General features: G+C 54.9%; 11 protein-coding genes and 1 tRNA gene. 2 read left to right on the plus strand and 10 right to left on the minus strand.

Annotated elements, in window-relative coordinates; all coding sequences use genetic code 11:
* Nucleotides 1-39: 39 nt before the first annotated feature.
* From HED22_RS11930 to HED22_RS11970, 9 genes are all read right to left on the minus strand, one after another.
* Entirely contained in the window at nucleotides 40-1179 is a 1140-nt protein-coding gene (locus tag HED22_RS11930; protein WP_167722393.1) for an ABC transporter substrate-binding protein, read from the minus strand.
* Between the two features lie 137 nt (nucleotides 1180-1316).
* Nucleotides 1317-2162: a tryptophan 2,3-dioxygenase gene (kynA, locus tag HED22_RS11935; RefSeq protein WP_167722396.1), complete on the minus strand. Its 846-nt coding sequence runs from the start codon at nucleotides 2160-2162 to the stop codon at nucleotides 1317-1319.
* 2 nt (nucleotides 2163-2164) lie between these two features.
* Nucleotides 2165-3358, minus strand: coding sequence for a kynureninase (gene kynU / locus HED22_RS11940; RefSeq protein WP_167722398.1), 1194 nt, complete (start codon nucleotides 3356-3358; stop codon nucleotides 2165-2167).
* Nucleotides 3355-4980 (minus strand): AMP-binding protein, encoded by a 1626-nt coding sequence (locus HED22_RS11945; protein ID WP_167722401.1) that lies wholly within the window; start codon nucleotides 4978-4980, stop codon nucleotides 3355-3357. The genes kynU and HED22_RS11945 overlap by 4 nt, the downstream gene beginning before the upstream one ends.
* A gap of 25 nt (nucleotides 4981-5005) precedes the next feature.
* Nucleotides 5006-6157, minus strand: a complete 1152-nt coding sequence (locus tag HED22_RS11950) for an acyl-CoA dehydrogenase family protein (protein WP_167722403.1) — start codon at nucleotides 6155-6157, stop codon at nucleotides 5006-5008.
* Nucleotides 6157-6969 carry an enoyl-CoA hydratase family protein gene (locus HED22_RS11955; RefSeq protein ID WP_167722405.1) on the minus strand — a complete coding sequence of 271 codons (813 nt, stop codon included), beginning with the start codon at nucleotides 6967-6969 and terminating at the stop codon, nucleotides 6157-6159. The genes HED22_RS11950 and HED22_RS11955 overlap by 1 nt, the downstream gene beginning before the upstream one ends.
* Nucleotide 6970: 1 nt before the next feature.
* Nucleotides 6971-7456: a MarR family winged helix-turn-helix transcriptional regulator gene (locus HED22_RS11960; RefSeq protein WP_254869978.1), complete on the minus strand. Its 486-nt coding sequence runs from the start codon at nucleotides 7454-7456 to the stop codon at nucleotides 6971-6973.
* Between the two features lie 2 nt (nucleotides 7457-7458).
* Nucleotides 7459-8217, minus strand: a complete 759-nt coding sequence (locus HED22_RS11965) for an SDR family NAD(P)-dependent oxidoreductase (RefSeq protein ID WP_167722409.1) — start codon at nucleotides 8215-8217, stop codon at nucleotides 7459-7461.
* A gap of 6 nt (nucleotides 8218-8223) precedes the next feature.
* Nucleotides 8224-10518 (minus strand): bifunctional salicylyl-CoA 5-hydroxylase/oxidoreductase, encoded by a 2295-nt coding sequence (locus HED22_RS11970; RefSeq protein ID WP_167722411.1) that lies wholly within the window; start codon nucleotides 10516-10518, stop codon nucleotides 8224-8226.
* A gap of 179 nt (nucleotides 10519-10697) precedes the next feature.
* Here HED22_RS11970 and HED22_RS11975 point away from each other — a divergent pair, with 179 nt between their 5' ends.
* Together HED22_RS11975 and HED22_RS11980 are read left to right on the plus strand one after the other, a co-directional pair.
* A complete protein-coding gene (locus tag HED22_RS11975; protein WP_167722413.1) occupies nucleotides 10698-11534 on the plus strand; it encodes an alpha/beta hydrolase in 837 nt (278 codons plus the stop codon).
* A gap of 1 nt (nucleotide 11535) precedes the next feature.
* A complete protein-coding gene (locus tag HED22_RS11980) occupies nucleotides 11536-13497 on the plus strand; it encodes a 3-hydroxyacyl-CoA dehydrogenase NAD-binding domain-containing protein (protein ID WP_167722415.1) in 1962 nt (653 codons plus the stop codon).
* 230 nt (nucleotides 13498-13727) lie between these two features.
* Here HED22_RS11980 and HED22_RS11985 read toward each other — a convergent pair.
* Nucleotides 13728-13804: transfer RNA gene (locus HED22_RS11985), tRNA-Met, on the minus strand.
* Between the last annotated feature and the right edge of the window lie 168 nt (nucleotides 13805-13972).

Consider the following 13972-nt stretch of genomic DNA (forward strand, 5'->3'; position numbering starts at 1 on the left):
AAAATCGAAACCGGCCCCTAACCTCTTGTCAGCTCGTCATTACATCGAGCATTCCGACGCATAGGCGTCAGAGTGATCCGTCAGCGCGGTTCCAACGATCTTGTTGGTCAGGATGTCGCCCTCTTTGACGACTTCACGAACATAAAGATCCTGAACCGGATGCTGGTTCGGGCCAAAGATGAACTTGCCACGCACGGAGTCAAAATCAGCTGCGCGAATGGCCGCACGGAATGCGTCCTTGTCCGAAATGCTAGCCTTGTCCATCGCGGAAAGCAGCAGGTTCGCGGTATCAAAACCAAACGACGCATAAAGCGACGGCAGACGATCATACTCAGCCTGGAAGCTTTCAACGAACGCCTTGTTGGTCGGATTGTCGATGTCCTTGGACCAGTTCGAAGTGTTTTTCACGCCAAGTGCTGCGTCACCAACGGCACCAAGAATACCCTGATCCATCGAGAAGGCCGGACCGATCAGCGGTTTGTCGACACCAGACTGAGCATACTGCTTCATGAACGCGATGCCCATGCCGCCCGGCAGGAAGAAGAACACGTGATCAGCATCTGAGGCACGGATCTGTGCGATTTCGGCTGCATAGTCGGTCTGACCAAGCTTGGTGTAAACTTCGTCGGTAATGTCACCAAAGAAGAAACGCTTGAAACCGGTCAGGGAATCTTTGCCTGCCGGATAGTTCGGCGCAAGAATGAAGGCCTTTTTATAGCCAGCGCTTGACGCATAACCACCTGCCGCTTCATGCAGGTTGTCGTTCTGATAGGAAACAGCAAAATAGTTCTTATTGCAGCCACGACCAGCAAGCTGGGACGGCGCAGCGTTAACAGACAGATAAATCTTGTCCTGAGCAACCGCCGACGGCACCACTGCCATCGCAAGGTTCGACCAGATGATACCAGTCAGAACATCAACCTTTTCCTGCTGGATCATTTTATCAGCCAGCTGAACCGCTACGTCCGGTTTACGCTGATCATCCTCAATTACGACTTCGAGATCCGGATTGTTTGCCTGTTTTACAGCAAGCATGAAGCCGTCACGTGCATCAATCCCAAGTCCTGCACCACCGCCTGAAAGCGTGGTGATCATACCCACCTTGACCGGCTCGGCCTGCGCCGCACCAGCGGCAAGCAAAGCCGCCGCTGCTGCGATGGTTGTCTTAAAACCCTTCATTTAAGCCTCCGTGTTTATACAATTTTTCGTTTAGCAACACGTTGATCCCGCGACATTTATGTGTTTGTGCGTCACGGTTTTTGTGAACCTGATGCCTGCCCCTGATTTTGCAGTATTTGCATCCGGTCCGTCCATCCTCAAAGCGCGGTTCTGACCCGCCAGAGTTCCGGAAACAGTTCAACTTCCAACATTTTCTTCAGGTAACTGACGCCTCCCGTGCCGCCAGTTCCACGCTTGAACCCGATCACGCGTTCGACAGTCGTGACATGGTTAAAGCGCCATCGCCGGAAATAGTCTTCGAAATCGACCAGCTTTTCCGCCAATTCATAAAGCGACCAGTACTTGGCCGGGTCGCTGTAAACCTTCTGCCAGGCGGCGATGACCACATCATCTGGCGCATAGGGGGCCGATACATCCCGGTTCAGGACATCGGCCGGCACCTCGACCCCCTCGGCATTTAGCAAGCGAAGGGCTTCGTCATAAAGGCTGGGCGTTGCCAGTTCCGCCTTGAGCATCTCGGTGATGTCTTCGCGGTGCGCATGGGGGCGCAACATGGCGTGATTGCGATTGCCCAGCATGAATTCGATCTGGCGATACTGATAGGACTGAAACCCTGACGACGGCCCAAGCGCATCACGAAAGGTCGTGTAATCGCTTGGCGTCATGGTGCGCAGGACATCCCAGGCATTGTTGAGCTGCTCAAAGATGCGCGACACGCGCGCCAGCATTTTGAACGCCGGGCGGACGTCACCGCCATGGATCGCCTGACGCGCCGCACTGATTTCACGGATCGCAAGTTTCATCCAAAGTTCGGACGTCTGATGCTGAATGATAAACAGCATTTCATCATGGGCATCCGACTGCGGATGCTGGGCCGTCAGGATCGCATCAAGCGACAGATAATCCCCATAGGACATCTGATCAGAGAAATCCGTGCGAGCCCCCTCAGTGCTGGGATCATATGGCGAGCTGTGCTTTGTCATGATCAGGTCACCGCATTGCGTTTGTGGAATTCCGGCTTGTCCCAAGCCTTGGTTTCCATGATTTCAGCCAGAATTTTCACGGCACCCTCGACATCATCGTTGTCGATATAAAGCGGAGTAAAGCCAAACCGGATGATATCGGGTGCACGGAAATCACCGATCACACCGCTTGCAATCAGGGCCTGCATAACGGCGTAGCCCTGATCGAATTTGAACGATACCTGCGATCCGCGTTCTTCTGAATTACACGGGCTCGCCAGTTCCAGCATCGGACAGGTTGCTTCAACACCGGCGATGAACTGCTCACACAATTCGATACTGCGTTTGCGGATGTCAGCCATCTCAACGCCGTCCCAAGCCTTCATGGCTTCTTCAAGCACAGTCATCTGAATGACCGGCGGGGTGCCAACGCGCATGCGCGAAACATCCGGTGCCGGCGTGTAATCGGGATCAAAGGCAAAGGGTGCCGCATGGCCCAGCCAGCCCGAAAGTGCCGGGCGAACCATTTTGGCATGGTCCGGGCGGACATAGATAAAGGCTGGCGCACCGGGACCGCCGTTAAGGTATTTATAGGTACAACCCACAGCAAAATCGGCATTGCAGCCCGCAAGATCAACCGGAACCGCACCGGCGGAATGTGCCAGATCCCAGATCACCAAGGCACCGGCCGCATGGGCCAGATCCGTTATACGTTTCATGTCATGCATGCGGCCCGTGCGGTAATCCACCTGGGTCAGCATCAGAACAGCCAGATCTTCGTTGATCAGGCTTTCGACATCTTCCGGGTTCGGCGTTTTCAGCACATGACCACGGTCAAGCGACTTGATCAGGCCATCAGCCATATAAAGATCCGTCGGGAAGTTGCCGTTATCAGAAACAATCACCTTGCGATCCGGGCGCATTTCAAGCGCGCTTGCCAACGCCTGATAAACCTTGATCGACAAGGTATCGCCCATCACCACAGTACCGGGTGCCGCCCCGATCAAACGTGCGACAAGATTGCCGATACGTTCGGGTTGCTCCATCCATTTGGCATCATTCCAGCCACGGATAAGCATTTCCCCCCATTCCTTTTCGATCATCTCCTTGGCACGGTTTGCTGCGCTTTTTGGCAGCATGCCAAGTGAGTTCCCATCAAGGTAAATCACACCTTCGGGAATATGGAACAGGGATTTGGTGGCGGCAAAGTCGGTCATGCAGACGGTTCCTGTTTCAGTCTGAAGCGCTGGATTTTTCCAGTCGCGGTTTTTGGCAACGCCTCGATAAAGACGACGGAGCGCGGATATTTAAACGGCGCGATGGTCGCTTTTACATGATCCTGAAGCGATTTGGCCATCTCGGGCGTTGGTTCGAAGTCTTCCATCAGAACCACATGGGCCTGGACAATCGTACCGCGTTCTTCATCCGGTGCGCCAATCACGGCACATTCGGCAACCGCCGCGTGGGAAAGAAGGGCTGCTTCGACCTCTGGCCCGGCGATGTTATAGCCCGACGAGACGATCATATCGTCGTTGCGCGCGGCGAAGTGATAGTAGCCATCTTCATCAACATAGAACGCATCACCGGTCAGGTTCCAGCCATCGCGGACATAAACGTGCTGGCGCACATCATCCAGATAACGGCACCCGGTAGGACCACGCACGGCCAGACGCCCAACAGTTCCGACCGGCACTTCGTTCATTTTGTCATCGACGATCTTGGCTTCGTATCCCGTCACCGGGCGACCGGTGCAGGCCGGGTGGCTGTCGCCGAAACGGTTGGAGATAAAGATATGCAGCATCTCGGTCGCACCGATGCCATCGAGCATCGGCTTGCCGGTTTTTTCCATCCACGCTTCATAGACCGGCGCCGGCAGGGTTTCACCGGCAGAAACGGCTGCGCGGAGCGAGGATAAATCAGCACCTTCATCCATGGCAGACAACATAACCCGATAGGCGGTCGGCGCGGTAAAGCACACTGTTGCCTTATAGGTTTCGATGATTTCGATCATGTTGGGCGGCGATGCCTTTTCAAGCAGGGTCGCCGTCGCCCCGAACCGCAATGGGAAAATCGCCAAGCCGCCAAGACCAAAGGTAAAGGCCAGTGGCGGTGACCCGACAAACACGTCATCGGGGGTGACATTCAGTACTTCCTTGGCATAACCATCGGCAATGATCAGAAGATCACGGTGGAAATGCATGGTCGCCTTGGGACTGCCCGTGGTGCCCGATGTAAAACCAAGCAAGGCAACATCATCACGCCCGGTTTTGACCGCTTCGAACTTGACCGATTTGGTCAGCGCAATGCGATCAAGCTCCGCATCATGATTGGCCGTACCATCAAACCCGATCACTGTTTTAAGGAACTTGCTGTCCTTGGCACAGGCCACCATTTCATCCATCAGGCGCGTGTCGCACAGGGCAAATTCAATCTCGGCCTTGTCAACGATCTGGCCCAACTCACCCGCACGCAACATCGGCATGGTATTGACCACAACCGCGCCTGCCTTCGTCGCTGCCAACCAGCACGCCACCATCGCCGGATTGTTGGCAGAACGGATCAGAACACGGTTGCCCGGCTTAACGCCATAATCCTCAACCAGTGCATGGGCGATCCGGTTGGTCCAGTCTGCCAATTCCTTATAGGTGCGCTGGCGGCCGTTGCCGATCAGGGCTGTGTTATCACCAAAACCCTGTTCGACCATCTTGTCGGTCAGTTCGACCCCGGCATTCAGATATTCGGGATAGTCAAAGCCATCCAGATTGATATCCGGCCATTCTGCAAACGGGGGCAACTTGTCCCGTGTGAAGCTATCGGTATGTGCGGTTGGTCCGAGCATTGTGAAGTCCCTGATACAGCCATTATTACGCCAGCGTTTGCCGTGCGATGATTATTTTCTGGACGTCTGATGCGCCTTCATAAATGCGAAGGGCGCGGATTTCCCGGTATAGCGTCTCGACGATGTGGCCACTGCGCACACCATCGCCGCCATGAATTTGCACCGCCTTATCAATGACGGTTTGTGCATGATCAGTTGAATAAAGTTTGGCCATTGCGGCTTCGCGACTGACGCGCGGCGCACCACTGTCCTTAAGCCAGGCGGCGCGATAAACCAGAAGGGCTGAGGCATCGATATCAAGTGCCATGTCCGCGACATGCCCCTGCACCATCTGCAGATCAAAAAGTGGCGCACCAAACAGCTCGCGTTCCTGAACACGTGTGACGGTTTCATCAAGCGCACGTCTGGCAAATCCAAGGGCGGCGGCGGCAACGGTGGACCGGAAAACGTCCAGAACCGACATCGCGATCTTGAACCCATCCCCACCCTTGCCCATCAGGGCGGAGGCCGGAATACGACAATCGGTAAACTTCAAGCGCGCCAAAGGATGTGGGGCAATGGTGTGCAGACGTTCGACGATCTCAAAGCCCAGAATGCCTGCCGGTACTACAAAGGCCGACAGCCCCTTGGCACCGGGTGCCTCGCCGGTACGGGCAAAAAGGCAATAGAAATCGGCAATACCACCGTTGGAAATCCAGGTCTTCTCACCATTGAGGATAAAGTCATTGCCATCGCGCTTTGCTTCAAGTGCGATATTGGCAACATCCGAACCCGATTGCGGTTCGGTCAGCGCAAAGGCGGCAATCGCCTTACCGGAACGTACTTTTGGCAACCAATGACTTTTCTGGTCACTTGTTCCGAACAAGGAGATTGCGCCACTCCCCAACCCCTGCATCGCAAAGGAAAAATCAGCAAGCCCGTCATACCGCGCCAGTGTTTCGCGGATCAGACAAAGTGATCTGACATCAAGTTTCGACCCCGCATCACCGGGATCAATCGCGGCATGGCGCAACCATTCGCCACTTGCCAATCGCGCAACAAGATCATGACAGGCTGCATCGACATCTTCGTGATTGATGCCCTTGATGTTGGCCGCAGCCCAATCATCAAGCTTTGCCGCCAGTTCGCGGTGACGGTCTTCAAAGAAGGGCCAATCAAGATAGGTCTTGTCTGCCATCAGTCGCCCTCGAATATCGGTTTTTCCTTGGCAACGAATGCCTTGTAGGCGCGATTGAAATCCTCGGTCTGCATGCAAATTGCCTGCGCCTGCGCTTCGGCCTCAATCGCCTGTTCGATCGACATGTTCCATTCCTGAGCCAACATGGTTTTGGTCATCATGTGACCAAAATTCGGGCCTTTCGAAATGCGGGTTGCCAGATCAATCGCTTCGGCTTCCAGAACATCTGCATCAACAAGCCGGTTATAAAAGCCCCAGCGTTCGCCTTCTTCAGCCGACATGGAGCGCCCGGTATAAAGAAGTTCAGCCGCACGGCCCTGACCAATAATGCGTGGCAGGATGGCACACGCCCCCATGTCACAGCCAGCAAGCCCGACACGGGTAAACAGAAAGGCGGTTTTGGATGCCGCCGTCGCCAGACGCAGATCCGATGCCATGGCAATGATGGCCCCGGCACCGACACAAATGCCGTCAACTGCGGCAATGACCGGCTTTCCACAGCCAATGATCGCCTTGACCAGATCGCCAGTCATGCGGGTGAATTCCAGAAGGCCTTTCATGTCCTTGTCGATCAGCGGACCAATGATGTCATGCACATCCCCGCCAGAACAGAAATTGCCCCCGTTGGAACCAAACACAACTGCCTTGACATCATCGGCATAGACCAGGTCACGGAAAGTATCGCGAAGCTCCGCATAGCTGTCGAATGTCAGCGGGTTCTTGCGGTCGGGACGATCAAGCGAAATAACCGCGACGTCACCTTCCATGCGCCAGTTGAAATGTTTGGGCGTGATGTTTGCCATCTTAGTCATGTTAGGGCGCCTCGTTATGGTGGGATATGTTGCGCAGGATACGGATCAGGGCATCAGCATCACCAGATGACAGATCGGAAAACAGATCAGACACCCAGCCTTCATGCACCAGCGCACGTTCAGCAAAGTCTTTCTCACCGGCTTTGGTCAGTTTCACGATGGATGCGCGGCGATCATTTTCCACCGGCATGCGGACAACGAGGCCCTCGGCGACCAGACGATCAACGATGCCTGTGACATTACCGTTTGAAACCATTAGCGACTTGGAAAGCTCGCTCATGCGCATGCCATCACGTTCGCGATAAAGGGCGGCCAGAACATCAAAGCGCGGCAGGGTCGATCCGAATTCAAGGCGCATCTTTTCGCGCAACTCGCCTTCGATCTTGCGCGACACTTTAAGGATTTGCAGCCAGGCCCGCAGGCGTGCCTTGGACAGATCGGAAGTTTCATTAGCCGCTTGGCCTGAAATCGCTTCGGACTTGTTCATGTTCATACTTCTCCTCCCGAAACGGAAATCGTCTGTCCCGTTATCGATGCCGCATTCGGGCTACAAAGCCACATCACGGTTTCAGCCACTTCTTCGGGCTGAATGAAACGGTTTTGCGGATTGATTTTGGCAAGGCTTGTGCGCGCGGCATCAGCACTCATGCCAGTTTTGGCAACGATGTTTTCCACCGATTTCGCCAACATCGGCGTTTCCATGAAGCCCGGACAGACCGCATTGATCGTAATCGGGCTGCTGGCAAGTTCGGCGGCCATACCTTTGACCAAACCCACAACCCCATGTTTGGCCGCGCAGTACGCGGTGACATAGGCATACCCCTTCAGCCCCGCGGTCGAAGCAATTGAAATCAGACGTCCCGGCTTGGCCGGGTCCATCACCGCCAGTCCTTCGCGGAATGTCAGGAACGTCCCAGTCAGGTTGACATCCATGGTCCGTTGCCACAAATCGACCGACGTTTTGCCAACCGGCGCACTTTCGGCCATCCCGGCATTGGCGATCACAAGGTCGGGTGTGCCGACGACATCCACCATCGTGGTGTACATGTCACGTACCGAGGTTTCATCTGTCACGTCAGCCACAATGGCGCTGATGTTTTGATGCTCGGCAACTTCGGCCAGCACATCTGATCGCCGTCCGGATACAACAACCTTCACGCCAGCGTCGGCCAACATCCGGGCCATCACGGCCCCGACACCGGAACCGCCGCCAGTGATCAATGCGTTATGAACGGCAAGATCAGACATCGGTGCTTATACCTTTCCCGTCATGGTCTCAGCCCGCTCGGCCAAGCGGTACATCTGGTCACGCCCGGCATAATACGGCGCTGGCCAGTTTTCAGTGCGGTTGCCAAGCATCGCTCCCTGATGCAGCGTCCAGTACGGATTGGCCAGATGCGGACGCGCCAGACACACCAGATCAGCACGACCAGCCATCAGGATTGAATTGACGTGATCGGCCTCATAGATATTGCCAACCGCCATGGTCGGAATACCGGCCTCGTTGCGGATACGATCGGAAAACGGCGTCTGGAACATACGGCCGTAAACCGGCTTGGCATCAGTTGTCGTCTGACCGGCCGAAACGTCACAAATATCGACGTCATTGGCTTTCAGCATCCGGGCAATCTCGACCGCTTCTTCTGGCGTGATGCCGGCATCCCCGACCCAGTCATTGGCCGAAATACGTACCGACATCGGCTTACCCTTGGGCCATGCCGCACGGACGGCATTGATGACTTCAAGTGGATAACGCATCCGGTTTTCAAGCGACCCGCCATATTCATCATCGCGGATATTGCTTACCGGACTGATAAAGGATGACAGAAGATAGCCGTGGGCCGCATGAACCTCGACCATGTCAAAGCCTGCGCGATCCGCCATTTTGGCAGATGCGACAAACTGTTCACGGACCATATCCATGTCGTCGCGCGTCATGGCCTTGGGCACGGCATTTCGATCCGACCAAGCAATGGCGGATGCCGATATCAAAGGCCAGTTGCCGTCGGAAAGGGGCGCATCCATTTCTTCCCAGCCAAGCTGGGTGGAACCCTTGCGTCCTGAATGGCCGATCTGCATGCAGACCTTGGCATCAGTCTCGCCGTGGATGAAATCCGTGATCCGTTTCCAGGCTTGCTCGTGGGTGGCATCATATGCCCCCGGGCAGCCCTGCGTAATGCGCCCTTCGGGCGAAACACAGGTCATCTCGGTATACACCAGACCCGCCCCGCCTTTTGCACGTTCAGCGTAATGCACCAGATGCCAGTCAGTCGGGCAGCCATCAACCGCCTTGTACTGTGCCATCGGCGATACGACGATGCGGTTTTTAAGCGACATGTCGCGCAATTGATAAGGCACGAACATCGGATGGCGAACCGGTGCGGTTTCCGGAAGGCCCGCCTGCGTCTGGAACCATTTTTCCGCACCTTCAAGCCATTTTGCATCACGCAGACGCAGGTTTTCGTGGCTGATACGCTGTGATCGGCTCAGAAGCGAATAGGTGAACTGCACAGGGTCAAAATCGAAATAGCGTTCGATTTCTTCAAACCATTCCATCGAGTTGCGCGCAGCCGACTGCAGACGCAGGACCTCAAGACGGCGTTCGTCTTCATATTTGCCAAAGGCAGACGCAAGGTCGCTTTCGGAATGCAGATAGTTGGCCAGCGCAATCGCACTTTCAAGCGCAAGCTTGGTGCCAGACCCGATAGAGAAGTGGGCTGTTGCCGCTGCATCACCCATCAGGACGATGTTTTCATGTGACCAGCTGTTGCACAGAACCCGCGGGAAGCTGAGCCAGGCCGAACCACGGATATGATGCGCGTTGCTGATCAGGTCATGACCACCCAGATGCTCCTTGAAGATGTCCTCGCAGGTCGCAATCGACTCTTCCTTGGACATCTCGCCGAAACCATAGGCTTCCCAGGTTTCCTGCGTGCATTCGACAATGAAGGTCGCGGTGTCATCATCAAACTGATAGGCATGCGCCCATACCCAACCCTTGTCGGTTTCCTCAAAGATAAAGGTAAAGGCATCATCGAATTTCTGATGCGTTCCAAGCCAGACAAATTTGCACTTTCGGGTATCGATATCAGGCTGAAACTGTTCGGCGAACTCGGTACGGGTTTTCGAATTCAGGCCATCGCTGGCAACAACCAGATCAAATTCCTTGGCATAATGGGCTGCACTTTCCGCCTCGGTTTCAAACCGGAGCTCTACACCCAGTTCGCGGGCACGTTCCTGTAACAGAACCAAAAGCTTCTTACGGCCAATGCCGCAGAACCCGTGACCGGTGGAAATCGTCTTTTCACCGCGATACTGAACCGCGACGTCATCCCAATAGGAAAAGTTGGCGCGAATGGCCTCGGCACTTCTGGCGTCATTCTCCGCCAGATTGTCCAGCGTCTCGTCAGACAGCACCACGCCCCAGCCAAATGTGTCATCGGGCTTGTTGCGCTCAATCACAACAACCTCATGCGCGGGGTCGCGCAATTTCATCGAGATTGCAAAATAAAGCCCCGCAGGACCGCCACCCAGACAAGCTACTCTCACCAGCTTTTCCCTTCCTGATTTGTTTGGTTGTTTCGGGAAACTGATAAAACGGTACGCCTCGATTTCATTTATTTCAAGCACAAATATTTTAAGTTTGAAATATCTGTCGATTTGCCTAGAATTTGGCAGATAAATAGAATGCGTTCTGCGCCACAACACCGAATTTCAGGGAACCGACCATGATCACCGACTGGGACGATGCCTATGCCAATGGCGATCACATCGCCGATGCCGCAACCTATCCGGATCTTTGGGCAACCCAATCAGCACAGTTTCGCAAAGAGCTCACAAATGATGATCGCGCCCGGCTTGATATTGCCTATGGCGATGCGCCACGCGAAAAATATGATCTGTTTCTGCCGACCGGCACGCCCAGAGGATTAGCCGTGTTTGTACATGGTGGCTATTGGAAGGCCTTTGACAAATCCAGCTGGTCGCATCTGGCAAATGGTGCAGTTGCCAAGGGCTGGGCTGTTTGTATGCCAAGCTACACACTCGCACCCAAAGCACGCCTTTCGGAAATCACGCGCCAGATCGGCGCTGCCATCACCCATGCCGCCGATCAGATTGCAGGGCCGATCCATATCACCGGCCACTCGGCCGGGGGACATCTTGTCAGCCGCATGGTGAGCCATACCTCACCACTATCAGCATCGGTTCTGGGCCGGATTGCGAACACCGTTTCGATCAGTGGCCTGCATGATCTGCGCCCACTTCTCAAAACCAAGATGAATGAGGTTCTGCATCTCGATGAGGACGAGGCTGCACATGAAAGCGCTGCCCTTCTGAAGCCTGCCTTACCGTGCTCGATAACGTGCTGGGTTGGCGCGGATGAACGGCCCGAATTTGTTCGACAAAATGATCTGCTTGCCAATATCTGGACTGGTCTTGGCGCAAGTACGCGCAGTGTGCACGCCCCGGACAAACATCATTTCAATGTCATTGCTGATCTGGCTGCCCCCGACTCCGATCTCGTCGCTTGCTTGCTTACGCCCATCCGTGCGGAGGATGCATAATATGTCGACCGTCACACTGACATTTGAAAACGCCATTGCATTCATCACGATCAACAATCCACCGATCAATGCCACCAGCCATTCGGTCCGCGAAGGCCTGGTCAATGCACTTGATCAGATTGACGCGAATAACGACATCCGGGCTGCGATCCTGATTTGCGAGGGCAAAACCTTTATTGCCGGTGCAGATGTCAGTGAATTCGGCCAACCGCCCAAGGCCCCCATCCTGCCCGATGTGATCAAACGCCTTGAGGCCGCAACCAAACCGGTCATCGCTGCCATTCACGGGCATGCCCTTGGCGGCGGACTGGAAGTTGCGCTTGGCTGCCATTACCGCATTGCCGACAGTGCTGCGAAGCTTGGTCTGCCGGAAGTAAATCTTGGCCTGATCCCCGGTGCAGGCGGCACGATCCGCTTGCCACGGCTGGTTTCGATCTCTGAAGCCGTTTCGATGATTACCAGCGGTAAGCCGATATCGGCCAATAAGGCCAATGCGATCGGTTTACTCGATGCAATTGCCCATGGCGCGCTCCGCGATGCCGCCCGCGATTTTGCCCAGACCATTCTTGATCGTGAAACGCCGATACCGCTTGTTGACCGTGACCCCGTCAATACGCCAAACGCGACGGAATGGGATGACATCACTGCGAGCGCGAAAAAGAAAGCACGCGGTCAAACTGCCCCCCTTGCTGCCATTTCGGCCATTCGAACCGGGATCGAGCAAGGTGCCGATACCGGCCTTGCTTTTGAGCGCGAAAAATTCATCAAACTGCGCGACAGCGAACAGTCAAAGGCGCTCCGCCATATCTTCTTTGCCGAGCGTTCGGTTGCCAAACTACCCGAACTCAAGGGCATCAAACCCAACCCGATCCGTCATGTTGGCGTCATCGGCGGCGGCATCATGGGGGCCGGTATTGCCACGGCATCGCTGCTGGCAGGATATGCTGTCACCATTATCGAACGTGATGAAGATGCATGTGCAAATGGGCGGGCCACCGTCGAAAAACATCTTTCCGGCAGCCTCAAGCGTGGCCTGATTAATCAGGATCGCTTTGACGCTCTGATGGCCGCTCTTTCCACCAGCATCGATTATGCGGCCTTGGCCGACGCCGATCTGGTGGTCGAAGCCGTGTTCGAAGATATGGCCGTGAAACATGATGTGTTTGGCAAGCTTTCCAAACATTGCAAGCCGAATGCTGTTTTGGCCTCCAACACATCCTACCTCGACATTAATGAGATTGCCGCCAACTGCGTAAATCCCAACCGCGTGATTGGCCTGCATTTCTTCTCTCCGGCCCATATCATGAAGCTGCTAGAAGTAGTCCGCACCGAGACGGCCGATGCCAAAAGCCTTGTAACCGCTTTCGAGTTTGCCCGTGCCCTTGGCAAAATTGCCGTGCCATGCGGGGTTTGCGATGGCTTTATCGGCAACCGGATCATGTCGGCCTATCGCAAGCATTGCGAATACATGCTCGAAGATGGGGCTCTACCTCATCAGATTGATGCTGCCATGGTGGAATTCGGTTTCCCGATGGGTCTGTTTGCCATGCAGGATATGGCTGGCCTTGAAATTTCCTGGGCCACGCGCAAACGCCTTGCCCCATTCCGCAATCCGTCCGAACGCTATGTCGCCTTGGGCGATTACCTCTGTGAAATGGGACGTTTTGGCAAAAAGAACGGCCTTGGCTGGTATCGCTATGATGAAAACGGCAAGGCTCAGCCGGACCCGGAAGTTGACGCACTGGTGATAGCCGAGTCCGAGAAAAAAGGCATCACCCGACGCGACTTCACACATGCTGAAATCATGAATGTCATCCTCGGCGCCATGCGCGACGTAGGTGATAAAATCCTGTCCGAAGGAATTGCCACCAATGCCGAAGCCATTGATGTCGTGATGGTCAACGGTTATGGCTTCCCACGCCACAAGGGCGGGCCGATGTTTATGACAAGCTCTTCCAACTAGGGAGGCAACTGCAGAGGTTCAAATCCTTTCCACAAGGCTAAAACAACAAACCCCGCCAATGGCGGGGTTTGTTGTTTTGGTTGCGGGGAGAGGATTTAGCTACGCCCTGCGTGCTTCGCTGAACCAGCGCAAAGCGATGCTTTGCTTGGTTTGAACAAGGGGCTCAAAACGCCCGCTCCCACCTACCAGACATTAAAAAAGCCCGCCACGAGGGCGAGCTTTTCTAATGTTGGTTGCGGGGAGAGGATTTGAACCTCTGACCTTCAGGTTATGAGCCTGACGAGCTACCGGACTGCTCCACCCCGCGTCAGGGTGATATATCTGTTTTCAAACAGATAACGCCGCGTCTGGAGTGATGCGGCGTTGGATGTTTGGGTGTGATTATAGGGAATATGAATTGCTGTATTTGGAAGGCCCGGCGGTGACCTACTCTCCCGTGCCTTAAGACAAAGTACCATCGGCGCAGGCTGGTTTC

This window comes from Thalassospira sp. HF15 (assembly GCF_011806525.1).
Taxonomy (GTDB): Bacteria; Pseudomonadota; Alphaproteobacteria; order Rhodospirillales; family Thalassospiraceae; genus Thalassospira.